Here is a 19073-nt window from a genome sequence, read left to right as displayed (position 1 = left end):
GAGGGTGGGGGTCCGGGGGAGGGAACCCTTTTTTTCAAAAAAGGGTTCCCTCCCCCGGCTCTTCCCCTCCCCTCCCCAATCACCGAACGGTGATGGAGAGGCCGGGGGCTGTCTGGCGCAGCGTTTCCAGGAGCTCGTCCGGGAAGGCGGCCGGTCCGGCGGCGCGGAGGTTTTCGTCGACGCAGCCTTTGGGCTGGAAGGGCTGGATGACCCAGGTGGGGACTTCCTGCCGGTCCAGTTCGTCGGCCAGGGCAGTCATGTCCGTCGGGGTGAGCAGGGCCGGGTGCCAGGTGGTGCGCACTTCGAAGGCGACGTGCGCCTGGGTGAGGAGTTGCAGGCTGGCCAAGGCCGGATCAGCGCTGTTGGCGATGCCGGTGATGCGGTCATAGGCCGCGGCCGGGGCCTTGATGTCGCAGCCCACCCAGTCGCAGGAGGGCAGCACGTCGGCCAGGGCCTCGGGGAACATGCCGGCCGTGTGCAGGCCGATCTTGAAGCCGAGGTCGCGTACGGCCGCCATGGCCGCGCCGAGTGCCTTTTGCCGGGTGGGTTCGCCGCCGGAAAAAACCACCGCGTCGAGAAGCCCCTGCCGGCTTTCCAGCCAGGACAGGGCACCGGCGAAATCCTCGTCGGCCTCGCCGCCGGCTTCACGCAGGGCCGCGTTGTGGCAGTAGGGGCAGCGCCAGGGGCAGCCCCGGCAGAAAAGCACCGCCGCCAACTCGCCGGGATAGTCCAGGGTGGAAAGCGGCATGCGGCCGCCGAGGCGCAATTCTTCTTCATTTCTTATCTGTTGCATTCGTACTTCTGCAAGGGGACGCAAGCCATCAACGGAACCCCTCGCGGAATTCCGGCCAGCTCCCACCCCCTTGAAAGTTTTTGAAGGGGGTCCAGGGGGAAACTTTTTTCAAAAAGTTTCCCCCTGGCCGCCGGAGGCGTCTCCCCCGCTTATTGGGGCTCGGCGAAGCAGATACGTTCTTCGTATTCGCCCTGTTTGCCGATATTGAAGGCCGATTTGGGCCGGTAGTAGCCCATGACCCGGGTCCAGATCTCGCAGGCGCGGGTTTCGCCGGCCGCGGCGCAGCGCGGGCAGGTCTCGTGCTCGCCGGCCAGGTAGCCGTGGACGTCGCAGATGGAGAACGTGGGCGTTATGGTGATGTAGGGCAGGGCGAAACGGGAAAGCGCCCGGCGCACGAGGTTCTTGCAGGCCTCGGCGCTGGAGATGCGTTCGCCCATGTAGAGGTGGAGCACCGTGCCGCCGGTGTATTTGCGCTGGAGCTCCTCCTGGCGCGCGAGCGCCTCGAAGGGGTCGTTGGTAAAACCGACCGGCAGCTGGGACGAATTGGTGTAGTAGGGCTTCCCCTGCGTGCCGGCCTGCAGGATGCCGGGGAAGCGTTTGCGGTCTTCCTTGGCGAACCGGTAGGTGGTGCCTTCGGCCGGTGTGGCTTCCAGGTTGTAGAGATGGCCGGTCTGCTCCTGGAATTCGGTCATGCGCTCGCGCACGTGGTCGAGCAGACGCACGGCCAGGGCGTGGCCGGCCGGGGTGGTGATGTTTTCGGCGTCGGACGTGAAGTTGCGGATCATTTCATTGATGCCGTTGACGCCGATGGTGGAGAAGTGGTTGCGAAGCGACCCGAGGTAGCGCTTGGTGTAGGGGAAAAGCCCGGCGTCCATGCGCCGCGTGATCTCCTTGCGCTTGATCTCCAGGCTGGTGCGGGCGATGTCGAGCAGGCCGTCCAGGCGGGCCAGAAGTCCCGCCTCGTCGCCGCTATGGCTGTAGCCGAGCCGGGCGCAGTTGATGGTGACCACGCCCACGGACCCGGTCTGCTCGGCGCTACCGAAAAGGCCGTTGCCGCGCTTTAAAAGCTCGCGCAGGTCGAGCTGGAGCCGGCAGCACATGGAGCGCACCATGTTGGGCTCGAGGTCGGAATTCACGAAATTCTGGAAGTAGGGCAGGCCGTACTTGGCCGTCATCTCGAAGAGAATGTCGACGTTGGGCGACTCCCAGGGAAAATCCTTGGTGATATTGTAGGTGGGGATGGGAAAGGTGAAGACCCGTCCCTTGGCGTCGCCGGCGGTCATGACGTCGATGTAGGCCCGGTTGATCATGTCCATTTCGGCCTGGAGCTCGCCGTAGGTGAACTCCAGCTCCTCGCCGCCGATGCGCGGATGCTGGCCGGCCAGGTCGTCCGGGCAGTTCCAGTCGAAGGTCAGGTTGGTGAAGGGGGTCTGGGTGCCCCAGCGCGACGGCACGTTCAGGTTGTAGATCAGCTCCTGGATGGACTGGCGCACCTCGGCGTAATCGAGCCTGTCCTTGCGCACGAACGGGGCCATGTAGGTGTCGAAGGAGGAAAAGGCCTGGGCCCCGGCCCATTCGTTTTGCAGCGTACCGAGAAAATTGACGATCTGGCCGACGGCGCTGGAAAGATGGCGCGGCGGGTCGGCTTCCACCTTGTCCGGCACGCCGTTTAAGCCTTCTTCCAGCAGCGTGCGCAGCGACCAGCCGGCGCAATAGCCGGCCAGCATGTCCAGGTCATGGATGTGGAGGTCGCCTTCGCGGTGAGCGGCGCCCACTTCCGGCGGATAGACGTGGTTGAGCCAATAGTTGGCCACCACCTTGCCAGAGACGTTCAAAATGAGCCCGCCGAGGGAATAGCCCTGGTTGGCGTTGGCGGCCACGCGCCAGTCCTGGCGGTCGAGGTATTCGTTGATGGAGGCGGCCACGTCCACCACGGTCTTTTTGTCGTGGCGCAGCTTAGCCCGTTGTTCGCGGTAGACCGAGTAGGCGCGCATGGTGCGGAAGTGGTTGGCCGAAATCAGGGCCTGCTCCACCACGTCCTGGATGCGTTCGATGTCCGGGATCTGGCCGGTGAAGCGGTGGGACAGCACTTTGACGGCCTGGGCCGTGAGCAGCCGGGCCTCGGCGTCCTCGAACTCGCCCGTGACCGCGCCGGCCCGGCGGATGGCGGAGAAAATCTTCTCGCCGTCAAAAGGAACGACCTTGCCATCGCGCTTTTTGATGCGCATGGGCACGGCCACGGCGACACGTTCCGGCGCAGCGGACGCTACGGATTCCGGCAAGGTGTCGAAAGATAGATCGGAACTGGTCATCGGTTCCAGCATGGCATTCCCTGCGATATCGCGTTCCCACTACGCGATATCGAGACGGAACCGAGGAGAGACGCGCGGCCGCGACGCCACCCCATGCGCCGCGAGGCCGGTCGCCCTCCCTCGAGGCTCCCTGGCGGTTCGTCCGCGAACAGGCTTCGCGGACGGGCGCTGGCAGGTCTTCGGACTTGCGAACGTGACGGCCGGCAGACCGGGTGCCTACTGTCCGCCGCTTCCCAGGCCGGGGAGCCCAGTGCTTGGTGGCGGAGGTCGTTTTCGCTTACCGCTGCGGGGCAGTCCCGGAGTCTCACCGGGTTCTCTTTTGCAGCCCGTCCCGGGGAGGACGGACGCCAGCGCAGCCATGGTATAGGGGGGAGCGGCCGGGAGAGTCAATCGGCCTCAGAGGGGCGGGGGCGGCCGCTATCGGGCTTCGGTCGGCCGCCCCCGGCGCTTCCGGGCGATTTGAAAAAAAAATCCGTCGTCGGCGCGGCGTCACTCAGTGATCGTGGGTGTGGGGCACGTGCTCGTGGTCCGGGTGGACATGGTCGTGAGGGCCGTGCTCGCCGGTATGCTGGTGTTCGTGCGCGCCTTCCCCCGCGCCGTGCTCGTGGGGGTGCTTGTGCTCGTGTTCATGTTCATGGGTATGGACATGGACATGCTTGTGGGTGTGCTTGCCGATGCCGGGATGCTCGTGTTCATGCTCGTGTTCGTGGGTGTGCTCATGAGTATGGTCATGGTGGTGTTCGTGGTCGCCTTGCATGATGGCTGCCTCCTTTTGTTATTCCATGAACCATTTCGCCGTCCCCGCCTAGACGGCATGTTTTTTTCCTCCCTCGCACAAGGCGTTCCCATTCTCCGGGGGCGACGTTCTCCCCGGATAAGAAAACCGGATGCGTACGCTTTTCAAGGAGGCAAATGCCCGGGGAAGCCACGGGCCGCGACCTTTCCGCCCCTGCGTATGCACCGTCCCGCCGGCGCGGGCCGGATCACCCCTCCCGGCCGTCCCAGCGGTGGAAGAGGTCGTGGGGGATGGCGAACTGGTCCAGGATCTTGCCCACGGTCTGGTCCACGATGTCCATGATGGTGCGGGGGCCGTGGTAGAACGAGGGGGCCGGGGGCAGGATGACGCCACCCATTTCGGTCACGGCCGTCATGTGGCGCAGGTGCCCCAGGTGCAGCGGCGTCTCGCGCGGCACGAGCACCAGCTTGCGCCGCTCCTTGAGCGTCACGTCGGCGGCCCGGGCCAGGAGGTTGTCGCCAAGGGACAGGGCGATCTGGGCCAGGGTCTTCATGGAACACGGGACCACCACCATGCCGTGCACGGGAAACGAACCGCTCGAGACCGCCGCGGCCAGATTGTCGTGGGCATGGACCACATCGGCCAGGGCCGCGACAGCCGCAACCGTGAAGTCGGTCTCGTAGGCCAAGGTCGTGGCCGCGCCCCGGCTCAAAATGAGATGCGTTTCCACCTCGGCCACGCCGCGCAGGACCTCGAGCAGCCGGATGCCGTAGAGCACGCCGCTTGCGCCCGTTATGCCGACCAGGAGCCGTTTCATGATTTTTCCTTCGGTTGTGTGGACAGTTATCCGAGCCGGACCGCTCCAGGCGCCCTCCTCCCGGCCCGCCGGTCTTCCGATGTTTTCGGCACCGCATATTGACATCCGAAACGGTGCGGGTAAACCTGCGAGAGTTTTCAAAATAAAGAAGTTGGAGAGTCGCGGGCACAGGGCATACCGCGTGCCCTGATCCGTTTTTCGGCCGGTGCTTCTCCCCGCATGGCGGATTCGCGTCTTGCCACAGTCCCCGCAGTACGGAGTCTCTATGAAAAACCGCAATGTTTATTTCGCACTGGTGCTGGCAACCCTCCTGCTCGCCTTCGGCGTCTGGATCCTGGCCTTTTTCCGGTCCACCCTCGTGACCAAGCGGACCGAAACGCCGCGAGAGGTCCCGCGCCAAAACGCCAAGGCGCCGGCCATGCCACAACTTTTCAATCCGCCGCGCCCCGAGGACGCCCCGGAAAGCATCCGCGCGGAAGTCATGCTCGGCTACAGGATCATGACCGAAACGAAAAAGTACGCCGGCAAATACATCAACAACGACCTGTCCTGCACCAGCTGCCACTTCGACGGCGGCCGCAGCCTCGACACCATTTCCCTGGTCGGGGTCGGGGCGCGCTACCCGCTCTTCCGCGGTCGCCGCGACTACACCGCCGACCTGACGCTGCGCACCCAGGGCTGTTTCGAACGCAGCATGAACGGCACCGCCCCGGCCTACGACAGCCAGATCATGCAGTCCCTGCTCGTCTACATGCAGTGGATATCCAAGGGCATCCCCATCTATTCCGAGCAGCCCTGGACCCTGCCCCACGACCTGGGCAATTCCCATAAGCCCGATGTGGCCAACGGCGCCAAGGTCTACCAGGACGTCTGCGCCAGATGCCACGGCGAGGCCGGCCAGGGCACGGCCATCGCCCCGCCGCTCTGGGGCGACGGCTCCTACAATGACGGGGCCGGCATGCACCGCATCCGCACCTTTTCCGTCTTCGCCTGGCGCTACATGCCCAAAAGCTCCCCGTCCCTGACCCAGGAGCAGGCCCTGGACCTGGCCGGTTTCGTGCATGAAAAGCCGCGCCCGAAATTCGTGGCCACCCACCCCGACAAGGTCGTGCAGGTCATCCCCCTGTCCGAGGTGAAATAAGCCATGATCTTTCCCATCCTGCACATCCCCAGTCTTGGCGACGGCATGACCATCGCCCTCGATGCCGTGCTGCACGTGCTCATAAGCCACGGCCTGGCCATCGGCCTCGTCACCATGCTGGTGCTGTTCCAGACCCTGACGTATCTGGGCAAAGGGGCGTTTTGGGCGCGGATCAGCCGCGCGCTTCTCGGACCGGCCGTGGTCGTCACCACCTCGATCGGCGCGGTCACGGGCGTCGGCATCTGGTTCATCACCGGGGGGCTGGCCCCGGAGGGCATCGGCTCGCTGATCCACCTCTTTTTCTGGCCCTGGTTCATCGAATGGGGCGCGTTCACCTCGGAAGTGGTGCTCCTTTTGATCTACTACTACCTGTGGGACCGGCTGGCCGAAAAACGGCCAGGGACGCTGGTGGCCCTCGGCTGGGGCTACGTCGGCATGGCGGTCATTTCCGCCATCCTTATTTCGGGCATCCTGGGGTTCATGCTCACCCCGGACGGCTGGCCCTTTGCCGGCGGCTTCGGGCGGGCCTATTTCAACCCGACCTTCATTCCCCAATGCTTCCTGCGCGTGTCCGGGGGCCTGGCGCTCGGCGCGCTCTTCGTCATCACCTGGCTCGCCTGGAGATACAAGGGTTCGCGGGAGGAACGCGGCCGGGCCCTGCGCCTTGGGGGCGCGATCTTTCTCGGCGCGGCCCTGGCCGCCACGGTCAGCGGGCTCGTCTATTTCTCCCGGGTGCCCATGACCTACCTCACCCACTGGAAGTTTGCCGTGGCCACCTCGGCCCTGTCGCAACGCCCCGACTTCCTGCCCCTGGCCAACGGCCTGGCCGGGCTGCTCGTACTGGCGACGGCCCTGGCGGCGCTTTTGCGGCGGCCGATACTTTGCCGGGCGCTTTGCATCCCGACCATCATTTTATGCGTGGGGCTGGTGACGGAATTCGAGCGCGTGCGCGAGTTCGTGCGCGGCCCGTACCTGCTGCCGGGCTACATGTACGCCAACCAGATCCCGCTGGTTGAAAACAAGGGGCTCGCCGCGAAAAACGAAGCGATATTGCCCACCATGCGCTGGGTCAACGACAACGGCAGCCAATCCGCCGCCATGCGCGACGGAGCGACCCTTTTCGCGGCCAACTGCGGCGTGTGCCATACCGACGGCGGCATAAACGACATCCGCAAGCGCATCGCCGGCCGCACCCAGGACGGCGTCAACGCCATCACCGCCATCACCGAGGGGCTGGCCCCGTTCATGACGCCCTTCACCGGCACCGAACAGGAACGCCTGCTTCTGGCCAATTACCTTTTCACCTTGGCCAACCAGGATGCACGCCTGCGCGGGCCGGCGCCCAAGGAGAAGTAGCCATGTCCCAGTGGACCGATCTGTTCCTCTCACTGCCGCTGCCGGCAAGCTGGCTGCATGGGCTGCTTTTCGTCACCTTCGGCCTGCACCTGCTTTTCGTGCTGCTCATGCTCGGCACGGCCCTGCTCGGCTTGCTCTTTTTCCTCCAAAAACGACTGGCCGGCGACGCGGGACCCCAGCTCTGGAACAAGCGCATGGTGCACACGCACCTGGGGCTCAAAAGCCTGGCCGTGGTGCTTGGCGTGGCCCCGCTGCTCATCATCCAGGTGCGCTATTCCCAGGCCTTTTTCACCACCACGGCCCTTTTTTCCTATGCCTGGCTGGCCGTGATTCCGCTTTTGATTGTGGCGTTTCTGCTCATCGACGCCTTTGGCCATAAAATAAGCGCCAGTCCGTGGCTGGCCTTTGTCTGCGGCGTGCTCGGCGTCGGCGCCCTCCTCACCGTTCCGGCCATTTTCACCGGGGTCCTGTCGCTCATGGAGCGCCAGGACTTCTGGGCCCGGTTCGCGGCCCGGGGATTTGCCCCGGACGGCGTTTTCGCGCCGCACTGGCTGCTGCGCTACCTGCATATCCTCGGCGCGGCGCTGGTCTTCGGCGCGGCCTTCCACCTCTTCTTTTCGGCCAGGGAACATCCCGAAAAGGCCGCGAAACTGCGCACCTGGCTTTTCGGCGCGACCCTGGCCCAGGTCGTCATCGGCATCCCGCTGGTCTTTTCCGTGGCCTCGGGCCTCGACTGGCCCGTGCTCGGCGCGGTGACCGTGGGCGTGGCCGCCGCCATGCTGATGCTTTTGAGCCTGCGCCCCGCCGCCGCGCCCCTTGCCGCCGGCCCGGGCAGCCTGCTCGTCCTGCTGCCCGTCATCTTCGTTTCCATGCTCCTCGCCCGGCAGTTTCTCCAAGACCGCGTCCTGGCCCCGGCCCATGCCCAGGCCGTGGCCGCGCGCGAGGCGCGTTCGAAAGCCTACGCCCCCTTCCGCAAGGAAGCCCTGGCCGCTTTTGCGGCCAAGCTGAACACCGTCTACGACAACGGCGAGACCATCTATGTCGGAGCCTGCCAGCCCTGCCACGGCAAGGCCGGCCATGGGGACGGCCCGACCGCCGCCCGGCTGGTGGTGCCGGCCGAGGACCTTGCCGCCATCCGGGCGAACAGGGACTACATCTACGGCATCCTGACGGCCGGCACCCCGGGCTCGGCCATGCCGTACTTCCGGCTCTTCGACCGGGAAAAACTGGAAAAGCTGCTGGATACCCTTTCCACGCGCTTTTCCATGTTCGACGCCACGCCCAAGCCGGCGCACCATCCGGTCGGCTCCGAAGCCATGCAGGTCTGGAACAAGACCTGTTCCGTGTGCCACGGCGCGGACGGCGGCATCACGCCCTTCGGCCGCACCCTGCTCCCGGCCCCGCCGGACCTGCGCCGCTATGCCCTGACCCCCGAACGCGCCCTGGGCGTCATCACCGACGGCTACCCCGGAACGGTCATGCAGCCCTACCGCGTCCTGCCCGCGGCCACGCTCCAAGACCTCGCCACCATCAGCAACACCTTCCGCACGGCGCATTAATGCGAAAAGAAAGAGACTGGGGGGAAACCTTTCTGTAGAAAGGTTTCCCCCCAGCCCCCCTTTCCCAAGACTTTTAATAATAATGATGGGTTACCTTCACAACACGCCCTGTTGAAAAGTTGAGGAAGGGGAGAGCGCGAGAGGGGCTACTGCCCTTTTCAAAGGGTTTCCCCTCTCGCATTCTCTTCTATAGGCTGCCGCCCCATGGACGCACTTCTTTTCGGCATATCCGGCCTGCCGCACGGCGACGGCACCCAAAAGTTCACCTACGCCACGGCCATCCCCTACCTGCGCCGCCTCGGCCTCGACGCCATGGAGCTGCCCTTTGTCAGGTCCGTCAACGTCACGGAGAAAAACCGGGACGCGATCCTGCGCAGCAAGGCGGAAAACGACTTCTATCTCTCGGCCCACGCCTCGTACTACATCAACCTCAACGCCGCCTCGCCGGACAAGCAGGAGGCGTCCCTGGACCGCATCCGACAGGGAGCGCGGGCCCTGGCCATGGTGGGCGGGCGCAGCCTGGTCTTTCACCCCGGCTTTTACCTCGGCCAGCCGCAGGAAGAGGTTTACGCGGCCATCCGCGACAACCTGCGCAAATTGCCCGACATGGGCATCGAGTATCGGCTGGAGACGACGGGCAAGGGCACACAGTTCGGCACCGTGGCGGAGTTGCTGGACCTCAGCCGGGACGTGCCCACCTGCAAGCCGTGCATCGACTTTTCCCACATCCACGCCCGGGGCAACGGGGCGCTTACGCGCACGACGGATTTCGGCAAGGTGCTTCGCGCCGTGGCCGACGCCCTGGGCCCGGAGGCGCTTACCGACATGCATATCCACATAAGCGGCATCGAATACGGTCCGAAGGGCGAAAAGCGCCACCTGGGCCTTCGGGAAAGCGACTTCAACTACAAGGCCTGCCTGCGGGCCTTGCGGGACTACGCCGTCAAAGGCTGCGTCATCTGCGAGGATTCGCTGCTCGAAGACGACGCCCTGCTGCTCCAAAAGACCTACCGCGCCCTGTAGCCGGCGGCCAAGGGGCATGGATGCACCCGGCAAGCCGCCCTCCTCCGCCAGCCTTCTTCCCGGCGGGGCCCCTCGGCCAACCCGCCGCCCGCTCCACGCAAAAGCGCCCCGATTTCCGGCACGATGCCGACAAACCGGGGCGCTCTCCACTTTGCGGATCAGCGCGGAAGACCCGTCGCGGGTTTCACTTCCCCGCCGCGCCGCTACTTCCCTTAAACGCGATGCGGAAACAGGCGATCGCACCACCCCAGGTGATGCCGAGGCCGAAAAGCATCATGACAATGGCACTGGTGGACATGGCCTATCTCCTTTTCAGAAAATTCTTGTTCGTGTTCACGATGAGGGCAAAGGCATGGTTTTGCCGTGAACAGACGGCGGCGAAGGCGATGCAGACAAAGAGCGTGGACCAGCCGAAAGCCAGCGTCGCCGCTGTGGAGTAGCCGCCGTAATTCTTGGAGACATCGCCCACGAAATTCGACACCAACATGAAAAACAGCATGGCGGGCGCAACAAACCGGATGCTGATGGACCAGAGGCTGCCGATCTTTATTTCCGAGGAACTGTTGATATAGGCGCGCAGATCGTCGATCCTGCAAAACCAGGCGACGAAGATGATCTCGATGACGCCGCCGAGGAGCACGCCGAAGTTGTTGATGAAGTGATCGACGATATCGAGCAGCAACAGCCCGCCGCCTGTCGTAAAGGCAATGCTGATCACAAATCCGACGGTGCAGAAGATAAGGGCCGCCTTCTTGCGGGAGATGTTCATTTTTTCCATGAGCGCGGCCACCACGACTTCATTGAGTGAAATCATGGAGGACAGTCCGGCCACGGAAAGGGCCAGAAAAAACAGCGTGCCGAAGAAGATGGGCGCGGGCATCAGGTTGATGGCCGTGGGCAGGGTGATAAACGCCAGTCCGACGCCGGAAGTCGCGATCTTGCTGATGGGAACGCCCTGCTGCTGGGCCATGTAGCCGAGCACGCTGAAGATCATGATGCCGGAGATGACGCTGAAGCCGCAGTTGATAAACACGGTCATGCAGGCGTTGTTGCTGATGTCCGATTCCTCAGGCAGATAACTGGCATAGGACAACATGATGGCGAAGCCGATGGACAGGCTGTAGAAAATCTGCCCGAAAGCGTCGGCCCAGACCTTGCCGTCCAGGATTGCGGAAAAATCGGGCGTGAAGAGCCAGTTGAGGCCGTCGACCGCCCCGGGGAGCATCAACCCTCTGCCGATAAAAATGAACACCAGCAGAAAAAGCAGCGGCATGAAGATCTTGTTCGTGCGTTCGATGCCGCTTTTCACGCCGGTAAACACCGCGAAAATCGTGAGAAACCAGGCCGCGGCCGTGGCAATGATGATTTCCGGCTGCACACCGCCCAAATGCAAGGGCGATTTGGTGACAGCCAGGAATTTCGTGAAGAAAAAGTCTTTTGGCGCTGTGCCCCAGCCCTGGAAAAAGGCGAGAATGAAGTAATTGAGCGACCAGGCGACAACAACGGCATAGTAGGTCGTGATGATAAAGGACACCATGACCTGCCACCAGCCGAGCCACTCCCATTTTTTGGAGATGGAGGAGAAAACCTTCGGCGCGGAGCCGATGAATTTCTTTCCCAGGCCGAATTCGAGGATCATGAAGGGGATGCCGGCAATGATCATGGCCGCAAAGTACGGCACGAGAAATGCGCCGCCGCCGTTGTCGTAGACCATGTACGGGAAGCGCCATATGTTGCCAAGCCCGATTGCCGACCCGACCGCGGCCATGACGAACCCGGTCCGTGAACCCCACATCTCTCTTTTCTGCATAACCTCACAACTCCATTGAAAATGGTGGCCTATCTCATAATCATTCTACGGGATCATGAAATACACTTCTCCCACATAACGAACATCCCGGTTCGTCCGGGACATCCGCGTTTCCTCGCCGTGCAAGAAGTCTTGACGAAAGGAGACACGACGTGCCGATGCCCGCCGGCATGGCCGTTTACGTCGCGTGGACCTTTCGCCGGCTGCTTGCGGATACGACAGAGGCCTGCCGACAAACGGGAAGGCGAAACGACGCGCGACTCCGGGCAGTGCCAGAGACGGCTTCGAATACAAGGGGCCACACGCAAACCACTTTCAGGGAGAAAAGTCCAGTCTGAAGGCAGGCCGCCGTCGAGCTTCCTCCCCCAACAGGCTGTTGGAATATTCCCCCCGGCTGCGCTACGGCAAAAAGTTCAAGGCCGCACGCAGGTCAACTACGCTTCGGCCTTGAACTTTTTTTTACGCCTTGCCTGGAGAAGACCATGACCTTCGCCTCAAAGTCCGCCTTCGAGCTGTTCATCCGGGACCATGCCTAAGTCGCAGAATGAAACCTACTTTGCCGCACTGAGAGCGTATTAGACACGAGGGTGGGGGCCGAAAGGCCCTCCATTCCCACTGAGGCCAAGACCCTTGACATCCAATACAATCAAACGCCTAGAACAATTACAACAATAAACTAACTACTTGTTTGACTAATCTTCTTCGAGAGCTTTGAGGCTTGAAATATTGGATTTTTTATTCTTGCCCTCACTTCTTCTTCACCTTTTTCTATAATGGCATCCAGTTCTTCCTTATAGTTGACACCACTGTTCGTTGAAAAGACCAAAGACACGCTCGTACCTTTATAATCTGAATCAAAATATCTAGTCGTTCCATCCTTAAGCAGCAAAGACTTGTCACAGCTTGTTATCAAAAACTGCCCATGTTTATTACACAGCTTACTTGTAACATAGAGACCAAATCCGCTATTCACAGACTCATCGTCAGGATTTGTCTCTAAGAATTTTCCAGATATTCCTGGCATGATGCTACTAGACAATGCTTTTTCTGATGACTCAATTTTCAACTCTTTATTTTTCATTAAACTTTCATATACTCCAATCCCCTGATCGGCAATTGCCACTTCAACAGTATTGTTACTGGGGAAAAATTGCCCGCACACATAAACACTAGACCCTAAACTGTGTTCAACTGCATTCCTAATCATTTCTCGCAAACAATAATCAACTTATCCATAAATTTGCTTCACATCATTTTTAGCTATTACACTTGCCAATCGCTGAGAATATATTTCGATTATATCGTTATAACTAACAGCCCTTTCTTCTGCCCTGTCATGAACTTCTGACACACCTATTTTCTCAATAGGAATATAGGAATCACTGCCATACGCTTCTCCAGCACAACGTCCTATATCGGCACCAATTTCTTTAAAAAAACCTACATGGGCAGCATATCCGTGCGCATTATTATTATAAACATCAATACCGTTATAGACAAAAGAAGGAGTTATTCCATATTTTTTTTGAACCATTTTCGTCATTAATTTTTTAAAATGGTCAATTGAGAATACGGAGGTAACTATTCCATAAGGAAAAACAGCCTGCATATTAGAGAAATCGAATACATATTCAGATACACACGGAAGATTTGATAAACAACGCGACAAATTTATAGAATTTATATGATTCAAATTGCATATAGCAATCCTAACAGTAGACTTCAAACATCTATCGTACATACCACTCCTCCTACAATAGCTTACATATAAACAATCAAGAGACACTAACCTCAACAAAAATACCCATTCTTATTATTGACCACCGCTATCCAGAACAAGATTTTTTCCTTGGAAGGGAAACAACATGTCCGCAAATTTCCACAAAAACTTCTATATTTTAACAATAACTTGATATTGACGGCAAGCAAAATTTTCGATTTTCGAATCCACACGGAAGCACAGCTAACGATCTCCAATAAAAAACGTGGCAAAGATAATCTCATGCTTGCCTCCTCCTTGCCATATCATGGAGTCCTGCCCCTCCGACCACCACACCAGCGGCATCGGCACCTCAGAACAACTCCCATGAAAAATAGACCAACAAAACAAAATAGATGAGGTGAACAAACAACTTACAGAGAATTCACTATCTGCAGAGCGCCCCCCTGACCTCAGGGTAAAGGGGTCGCCCTGGATAACCATTCCCCTGAAATCCCAGGCCAAGAGATTATCCACCTGGTTATCCAACGCAAAAAGGGCCTACGGTTATTCACCGTAAGCCCTTAGAAATAACTGGTCGGGATGAGAGGATTTGAACCTCCGACCCCCTGAACCCCATTCAGGTGCGCTCCCAGACTGCGCTACATCCCGACGCGAAGGAATCGGAATTTAGGGAGCATCCGCCCGTTTGTCAATCCAAAATCGCTTTTTTTTCCAAATACCCCCTCCACGCGTTGCCGGCCCCGCCCCGGACTGCTATCCAGGACCGATACCAGGAGAACGGACAATCGCCATGCGCCAAGCCCCCATCCTCGTCACCGGCGCCACGGGATACGTGGGCGGCCGCCTCGTGCCAAGGCTCCTTGCCGCCGGATACCGCGTACGCGCCGTCGGTCGCTCTCTGGAAAAACTGCGCTGCCGTCCCTTTGCCGGCCATCCCGATCTGGAACTGGCCCAGGCCGACATCCGCGACCTGCCCGCCATGCGCCAGGCCGCCATGGGTTGCCAAGCCGCCTACTACCTCGTCCATTCCATGCACCCGGCCAACAGCGACTTCGCCGCCGCCGACCGCCAGGCCGCAACCGCCATGGCCCAGGCTGCCCATGATGCCGGCCTTTCCCGCATCATCTACCTCGGCGGCCTGGGCGACGCCGACGACAATCTCAGCCCGCACCTGCGTTCGCGCCACGAAGTGGCCAAAATCCTCAGCTCCGGCCCCGTACCCGTCACCCACCTGCGCGCCGCCATGATCCTCGGTTCCGGCAGCGCCTCCTTCGAGATCATGCGCTACCTCGTCGACCGCCTGCCGGTCATGGTCGCCCCGCGCTGGGTGCGGGGCCGCTGCCAGCCCATCGCCATCTCCGACGTGCTCGGCTACCTCGCCGGCTGTCTGGACGCGCCCGAAACCATCGGCCAGACCTTCGACATCGGCGGCCCGGACGTGCTCACCTATGCCGAAATCTTCCAACTCTACGCCGCCGTGGCCGGGCTGCGAAAGCGCATCATCATCCCGGTGCCGGTCTTGTCCCCGCGTCTTTCCACCTACTGGATGCAGCTCATAACGCCCCTGCCCCGGGCGCTTATCGTGCCGCTGGTCGAGGGGCTGCGCAACGAGGTGGTCTGCCGCGACACGCGCATCCTGGACATCCTGCCCCGAAAGCGCCTGACCTGCCGCGAGGCCATCGCCCTGGCCCTGGAAAAAATCCGCCAGAACGCGGTGGAAAGCACCTGCGCCGACGCCGGCTATGCCGCCCCGCCCGAATGGACGGCCTGCGGCGACGCCCCCTATGCCGGCGGCACGGTTTACGAATGCGGCTGGCGGGCCGTTATCGCCGCGCCGCCGCAAGACGTCTGGCGGGCCATGGCCCGCATCGGCGGCGATACGGGCTGGTATTGGGGAAATTTCCTGTGGCGGCTGCGGGGTTTTCTCGACCAGTTGGTCGGCGGCGTGGGACTCCGGCGGGTGACCATCCGGCGCGACGGGCCCAGGGTGGGCGATGCCCTGGATTTCTGGCGCGTCGTGGCCGTAACGCCCGAAAAACGGCTACAGCTTTTGGCCGAGATGCGCACCCCGGGCGAAGCCCTGCTGGAATTCCGCCTGCGCCCGGCCGGCGACGGGGCCACGGAACTGGTCGTGCACTCCAAATTCCTGCCCCGGGGGCTCGCCGGGCTGGCCTACTGGTATGCGCTGCTCGTGCCGCACAATCTGGTTTTCGCCGGGCTGTTGCGCGGCATCGCCGCCTCGCTCGGGGCGCGGCTTCTCACCCCGCCCCGGCGCTTCACACCGCACCTGCCGGCCGCCTGCCGCCTGGGCACACGGCAATGAGCCTGGACGCCATCGCCATCCGGCCGGCGCTGCCCGGGGACGCGCCCCGGCTGTCCCGCATCTTCGCCTCAGCCATTGAAGCAAAAGCCCGGGACAGCTACGGCCCGCGCGAACGCGCGGCCTGGGCGGCCCGGGGAACACCGGCCAAATTCGCGTCCATGCTGGCCGACTCCCGAAACAGCCTGCTCGTGGCCGCCATGCCGTCCGGCATCGTGGGCGTCGGCAGCCTGACCGGCAGCGAAGTGAGCCTGCTCTACGTCGCGCCCGGGGCCGCCCCGGGAACGGGGAGCAGGCTGCTGGCCGCCGTGGAGGAACTCGCCCGCGCCGCGGGCCTCAGCGGCCTGACCCTGACCGCCTCGCGCAACGCCCTCTCGTTTTACCTGCGCCACGGCTACGCCATCGTAAGCCCGGCCCGGCGCGATCTCGGCAACGGCATCTCCCTGGTCGTGTGCCTGATGGCCAAAGCCCTTGGCGCCTGACGCCCCACGATCCCTGGAACCGTTCCACGGCTTGTGGCGCTCCGCTCCAGCTTCCCTGGAACGCGTGGACACTGACGGCCCCTGGACGGCTGCGTTTTACGAGAAATTCCGGCCTGTTGACAGGGCCATCGTTCGTTTTGGACGACAGGCTGACACAGGCATGGCGGATGCACCGCCCGAAAAGAACGTTGCATCACGCCGCGTCGCCAAACGGCAAGGAGACGGGCGCGCCCGAGTCAGCCGCCATAAGCGCCCATCCCGGACACAGTTCCCGCCGATGCATAGAAGGCCGTTTCCTTACCCCGAGGGAAACGGCCTTCGCCTTTTTTATTGAGGAGTAAAAGAAAGAGAAGACTGTGCGAGAGGGGAAACCCTTTGAAAAGGGTTGTCCCCTCTCGCGCTCTCCCCTTCCTAAACCTTTTACCGTACCAGTTGTTAAAACTATAACAGCTGGTTACTAGCAAAAGTCTTTGGAAGGGGGTCCGGGGGAAACCTTTCTCCAGAAAGGTTTCCCCCGGTTCTTCCCTCAACCGATCGGTTGGAAATCGGGCGTGCGTTCGACCGGCACCATGCCGGCGGAGGTGATGGCGTGGCGCAACTGGGCCAGGGTCATGCCCTTGGGGCTGTCCGCGCCGGCGGCATGGCCGATGCGCTCCTCCACGAGGGTGCCGTCGAAATCGTCGGCCCCGGCCCAAAGCGCCATCTGGGCCGCCTTGATGCCGAGCATGGCCCAATAGGCCTTGAGGTGCGGAATGTTGTCCAGAAAAAGCCGGGACAGGGCGATAAGCCGCAGCACGGTCGTGCCGTCCGGACCCTTGGCCCCGAGTTTGTTGTTGGCCGGCTGGTAGGCCAGGGGAATAAAGCAGGCGAAGCCGCCGGTCAGGTCCTGCAAGTCGCGCAGGGCCGACAGATGGGCCACCCGGTCGGACCAGTTCTCGATGTGGCCGAAAAGCATGGTGGCATTGGTGGGCAGGCCCATGCCGTGGGCCGTGGCGTGCACCTGCAACCAGCGTTCGCCGGAAATCTTCTCCGGGCACAGCTTCTCGCGAAGCGCCGGGGAAAAGACCTCCGCCCCGCCGCCGGGCAACATCATGAGCCCCGCATCCTTGAGCGTGGAAAGGATCTCGAATTCCGAAACGCCCATGGTGTCGGCCAGATGGGACACTTCCACGGCGGTGAAGGCCTTGATGCCCGCGTCCGGCCGGGCCCGGGAAATAGCCCGCAGCATATCCACGTAATAGGAAAGCGGCAGGTCGGGATTGAGTCCGCCGACCACGTGGATTTCCCGGATGGGCGCGTCCCCCCGGGCATCGAGCTCGGCCACGATGTCGTCCACGGAGAGCGTGCGCGCCCCAGCCGCGCCCTTGACCTTGGAAAAGGCGCAGAAGCGGCAGGCGTTGATGCACACGTTGGTGAAATTGATGTGCACGTTGTGGACGTAATAGGCGTTCTTGCCGTGACGGGCGAGGCGGGCTTCCATGGCGGCGGCGCACAGATCGTGCAGCGGCGCGGCCAGGGCCAGGACCAGCGCGTCGTCGGGGGTCAGGCGCTGGCCGGACCGGGCCTTTTCCAGGATCACGGCGGGTTCGCCGGCGACCCTTGCGGGGATAAGCGGTGTCATTGCATTCATGGCTGTGGCGCGGTAGAAATTATGGGTTCGCACCCCCTGTACCCCTTTTCCCCGCCGCCCGCCAGGGCGGAAAATCCTCGGAGGCCGGCCATGCCGCAAGCGAAAATCTGCGTCCTTGTCACCCTCCTGCTGGCGTTCGGGATATGCCCGGCGGGCGCGGCGGACGACGCGGCCCAGTCACTGACCAGATTTTTCAAGGGCACCACCCGCTCCCTGCCCTCCCCGGACATCGACTTCCAGATCACCGCCGGCTACGCCGTGCTGCGCACCGGCAAACCAGACAGTTCCGGCCGCTACGCCATGACCTCCATCAACGTGGCCCGCATCGCCCCGGACATCTACCGTCTGGACCTGGAGCTGGAAAAGCCGCTGCCCCGCGACGTGCCCACCTTCGAGCAGCCCTATTTCTTTACCGAAAAACGGACCTATTATTTCTGGTACCAAAACGGGGAGCGCATCATTTTCAAGATCGGCAACAAAAAGGCCACCCTGTCCCTGGGGCGCAAGGAGGTGTTGCGGGTGAACATCCATTCCACGGACACCTACACCCTGGACCGGGAAACCATGCTCAAGAACCTGAGCTTCGACGACGGCACGGCCACCATCCACCTGCAACTTAAATTCAAGTAAAAGGGAAACCCATGGACCAGTCCGTGACGCCCGAGCTGACGGCCCTTTTGACCACCCTGCGCGACGCCGGCGGCATCCGGGTCCTGGTCGAAACCGGCGCCGGCCGGGGTGACCTTTCCTTGGCCGCCGGGGACATTTTCGACACCGTCATCACCTTCGAATCCGACAAGACCCTCTACGACGCCGCCCATGAACGCTTAAGCGGCCGCAAGGGATTGCTGCCCTTAACCGGCGACACCCGGGAGCTTTTGCCCGAGCTCATGCCCCGCCTCGCCGCTCCGGCCGCCTTCTGGCTGGGCTCCCACCTGGCCATGCGCCAGGGCGGCGACACCCCGCTTCTGGCCGAAATCACGGCCATCACCGCCGTGCCCATGGACCATGTCATCTGCATCGCCGGGGCCGACATCCTCATGTCCGACCGGCATCGCCCGGCCGGCTGGCCCACACCGGCGGAAATACTGTCCCTCCTCGGCCAGGGCGCGGCCCGCAAGGTGGAACTCCGCGACACCACCCTCATCGCCGTCCCCGGCACCAACACCAAACTCTGGGGCGCGCTTTTTTCCGAGTAGTGAGGAAGAGCCGGGGGAAACTTTTCTGTAGAAAAGTTTCCCCCGGGCCCCCTTCCAAATACCATGTTGGCCTCGACCCTCAAACTGGCTGATAGTGCCAGTGAACGTGCTCCAAGGGCACAAACGAGGCGAGGAGACCAACATGGCAAGACAAGAGTTATCCCAACTTCAG

17 protein-coding genes, 1 tRNA gene and 1 riboswitch are annotated in these 19073 nt (G+C 61.9%); of the genes, 8 read left to right on the top strand and 10 right to left on the bottom strand.

Annotation, left to right across the window (positions count from 1 at the left end):
- Positions 1-79 precede the first annotated feature (79 nt).
- The 4 genes from ACMZ6R_RS17030 to ACMZ6R_RS17015 form a co-directional block, all read right to left on the bottom strand.
- Positions 80-793, bottom strand: a complete 714-nt coding sequence (locus tag ACMZ6R_RS17030) for an anaerobic ribonucleoside-triphosphate reductase activating protein (protein WP_416113660.1) — start codon at positions 791-793, stop codon at positions 80-82.
- Positions 794-942: 149 nt separating this feature from the next.
- The gene (locus tag ACMZ6R_RS17025; RefSeq protein ID WP_416113658.1) at positions 943-3117 is read right to left on the bottom strand and encodes a ribonucleoside triphosphate reductase; all 2175 of its coding nucleotides are present in this window, start codon (positions 3115-3117) and stop codon (positions 943-945) included.
- A 140-nt stretch (positions 3118-3257) separates the two neighbouring features.
- A riboswitch (cobalamin riboswitch) is annotated at positions 3258-3472 on the bottom strand.
- A gap of 126 nt (positions 3473-3598) precedes the next feature.
- Entirely contained in the window at positions 3599-3862 is a 264-nt protein-coding gene (locus tag ACMZ6R_RS17020; RefSeq protein ID WP_416113656.1) for a hypothetical protein, read from the bottom strand.
- Between the two features lie 226 nt (positions 3863-4088).
- Entirely contained in the window at positions 4089-4658 is a 570-nt protein-coding gene (locus ACMZ6R_RS17015; protein WP_416113654.1) for a UbiX family flavin prenyltransferase, read from the bottom strand.
- Between the two features lie 265 nt (positions 4659-4923).
- Here ACMZ6R_RS17015 and ACMZ6R_RS17010 point away from each other — a divergent pair, with 265 nt between their 5' ends.
- The 4 genes from ACMZ6R_RS17010 (at position 4924) to ACMZ6R_RS16995 (ending at position 9737) form a co-directional block, all read left to right on the top strand.
- Positions 4924-5799, top strand: coding sequence for a c-type cytochrome (locus ACMZ6R_RS17010; RefSeq protein ID WP_416113652.1), 876 nt, complete (start codon positions 4924-4926; stop codon positions 5797-5799).
- Positions 5800-5802: 3 nt separating this feature from the next.
- Positions 5803-7155, top strand: coding sequence for a c-type cytochrome (locus ACMZ6R_RS17005; protein WP_416113650.1), 1353 nt, complete (start codon positions 5803-5805; stop codon positions 7153-7155).
- Positions 7156-7157: 2 nt separating this feature from the next.
- Complete coding sequence (locus tag ACMZ6R_RS17000; RefSeq protein WP_416113648.1) at positions 7158-8714, top strand: c-type cytochrome; 1557 nt, start codon at positions 7158-7160, stop codon at positions 8712-8714.
- Positions 8715-8918: 204 nt separating this feature from the next.
- Positions 8919-9737, top strand: a complete 819-nt coding sequence (locus tag ACMZ6R_RS16995) for a TIM barrel protein (protein WP_416113646.1) — start codon at positions 8919-8921, stop codon at positions 9735-9737.
- Positions 9738-9921: 184 nt separating this feature from the next.
- Here the strand turns inward: ACMZ6R_RS16995 and ACMZ6R_RS16990 are convergent, their stop codons facing one another.
- The 5 genes from ACMZ6R_RS16990 to ACMZ6R_RS16970 form a co-directional block, all read right to left on the bottom strand.
- On the bottom strand, positions 9922-10035 hold the full coding sequence (locus tag ACMZ6R_RS16990) for a MetS family NSS transporter small subunit (RefSeq protein WP_416113644.1): 114 nt from the start codon (positions 10033-10035) through the stop codon (positions 9922-9924).
- Between the two features lie 3 nt (positions 10036-10038).
- Positions 10039-11547: a sodium-dependent transporter gene (locus ACMZ6R_RS16985; RefSeq protein ID WP_416113642.1), complete on the bottom strand. Its 1509-nt coding sequence runs from the start codon at positions 11545-11547 to the stop codon at positions 10039-10041.
- 676 nt (positions 11548-12223) lie between these two features.
- Positions 12224-12754, bottom strand: a complete 531-nt coding sequence (locus ACMZ6R_RS16980) for an ATP-binding protein (RefSeq protein WP_416113662.1) — start codon at positions 12752-12754, stop codon at positions 12224-12226.
- 21 nt (positions 12755-12775) lie between these two features.
- Positions 12776-13288 (bottom strand): hypothetical protein, encoded by a 513-nt coding sequence (locus ACMZ6R_RS16975; protein ID WP_416113640.1) that lies wholly within the window; start codon positions 13286-13288, stop codon positions 12776-12778.
- 553 nt (positions 13289-13841) lie between these two features.
- Positions 13842-13918: transfer RNA gene (locus tag ACMZ6R_RS16970), tRNA-Pro, on the bottom strand.
- 142 nt (positions 13919-14060) lie between these two features.
- On the opposite strand from ACMZ6R_RS16970, the gene ACMZ6R_RS16965 reads away from it, so the two are divergent.
- Together ACMZ6R_RS16965 and ACMZ6R_RS16960 are read left to right on the top strand one after the other, a co-directional pair.
- Positions 14061-15593, top strand: coding sequence for an SDR family oxidoreductase (locus ACMZ6R_RS16965; RefSeq protein ID WP_416113638.1), 1533 nt, complete (start codon positions 14061-14063; stop codon positions 15591-15593).
- Positions 15590-16072: a GNAT family N-acetyltransferase gene (locus ACMZ6R_RS16960; RefSeq protein ID WP_416113636.1), complete on the top strand. Its 483-nt coding sequence runs from the start codon at positions 15590-15592 to the stop codon at positions 16070-16072. The genes ACMZ6R_RS16965 and ACMZ6R_RS16960 overlap by 4 nt, the downstream gene beginning before the upstream one ends.
- A gap of 526 nt (positions 16073-16598) precedes the next feature.
- On the opposite strand, the gene ACMZ6R_RS16955 is transcribed toward ACMZ6R_RS16960, so the two are convergent.
- Positions 16599-17702, bottom strand: a complete 1104-nt coding sequence (locus ACMZ6R_RS16955; protein ID WP_416113634.1) for a radical SAM protein — start codon at positions 17700-17702, stop codon at positions 16599-16601.
- Between the two features lie 90 nt (positions 17703-17792).
- Here ACMZ6R_RS16955 and ACMZ6R_RS16950 point away from each other — a divergent pair, with 90 nt between their 5' ends.
- Both ACMZ6R_RS16950 and ACMZ6R_RS16945 read left to right on the top strand, forming a co-directional pair.
- Positions 17793-18332 carry a hypothetical protein gene (locus ACMZ6R_RS16950; RefSeq protein ID WP_416113632.1) on the top strand — a complete coding sequence of 180 codons (540 nt, stop codon included), beginning with the start codon at positions 17793-17795 and terminating at the stop codon, positions 18330-18332.
- Positions 18333-18343: 11 nt separating this feature from the next.
- Positions 18344-18901 (top strand): hypothetical protein, encoded by a 558-nt coding sequence (locus tag ACMZ6R_RS16945; RefSeq protein ID WP_416113630.1) that lies wholly within the window; start codon positions 18344-18346, stop codon positions 18899-18901.
- Positions 18902-19073: the final 172 nt, after the last annotated feature.

The organism is Solidesulfovibrio sp. C21 (assembly GCF_047785625.1).
In the GTDB taxonomy this organism is placed as follows: domain Bacteria; phylum Desulfobacterota; class Desulfovibrionia; order Desulfovibrionales; family Desulfovibrionaceae; genus Solidesulfovibrio.
Note: the sequence above shows the minus strand (reverse complement) of the source record. Positions and strands in the feature narration are given on the sequence as shown.

Bases quoted from the DNA above. Each gene is read 5' to 3' on its own strand.
- ACMZ6R_RS17030 (WP_416113660.1), bottom strand. From the start codon at position 793: ATGCAACAGATAAGAAATGAAGAAGAATTGCGCCTCGGCGGCCGCATG.
- ACMZ6R_RS17025 (WP_416113658.1), bottom strand. From the start codon at position 3,117: ATGCTGGAACCGATGACCAGTTCCGATCTATCTTTCGACACCTTGCCG.
- ACMZ6R_RS17020 (WP_416113656.1), bottom strand. From the start codon at position 3,862: ATGCAAGGCGACCACGAACACCACCATGACCATACTCATGAGCACACC.
- ACMZ6R_RS17015 (WP_416113654.1), bottom strand. From the start codon at position 4,658: ATGAAACGGCTCCTGGTCGGCATAACGGGCGCAAGCGGCGTGCTCTAC.
- ACMZ6R_RS17010 (WP_416113652.1), top strand. From the start codon at position 4,924: ATGAAAAACCGCAATGTTTATTTCGCACTGGTGCTGGCAACCCTCCTG.
- ACMZ6R_RS17005 (WP_416113650.1), top strand. From the start codon at position 5,803: ATGATCTTTCCCATCCTGCACATCCCCAGTCTTGGCGACGGCATGACC.
- ACMZ6R_RS17000 (WP_416113648.1), top strand. From the start codon at position 7,158: ATGTCCCAGTGGACCGATCTGTTCCTCTCACTGCCGCTGCCGGCAAGC.
- ACMZ6R_RS16995 (WP_416113646.1), top strand. From the start codon at position 8,919: ATGGACGCACTTCTTTTCGGCATATCCGGCCTGCCGCACGGCGACGGC.
- ACMZ6R_RS16990 (WP_416113644.1), bottom strand. From the start codon at position 10,035: ATGTCCACCAGTGCCATTGTCATGATGCTTTTCGGCCTCGGCATCACC.
- ACMZ6R_RS16985 (WP_416113642.1), bottom strand. From the start codon at position 11,547: ATGCAGAAAAGAGAGATGTGGGGTTCACGGACCGGGTTCGTCATGGCC.
- ACMZ6R_RS16980 (WP_416113662.1), bottom strand. From the start codon at position 12,754: ATGATTAGGAATGCAGTTGAACACAGTTTAGGGTCTAGTGTTTATGTG.
- ACMZ6R_RS16975 (WP_416113640.1), bottom strand. From the start codon at position 13,288: ATGTACGATAGATGTTTGAAGTCTACTGTTAGGATTGCTATATGCAAT.
- ACMZ6R_RS16965 (WP_416113638.1), top strand. From the start codon at position 14,061: ATGCGCCAAGCCCCCATCCTCGTCACCGGCGCCACGGGATACGTGGGC.
- ACMZ6R_RS16960 (WP_416113636.1), top strand. From the start codon at position 15,590: ATGAGCCTGGACGCCATCGCCATCCGGCCGGCGCTGCCCGGGGACGCG.
- ACMZ6R_RS16955 (WP_416113634.1), bottom strand. From the start codon at position 17,702: ATGAATGCAATGACACCGCTTATCCCCGCAAGGGTCGCCGGCGAACCC.
- ACMZ6R_RS16950 (WP_416113632.1), top strand. From the start codon at position 17,793: ATGCCGCAAGCGAAAATCTGCGTCCTTGTCACCCTCCTGCTGGCGTTC.
- ACMZ6R_RS16945 (WP_416113630.1), top strand. From the start codon at position 18,344: ATGGACCAGTCCGTGACGCCCGAGCTGACGGCCCTTTTGACCACCCTG.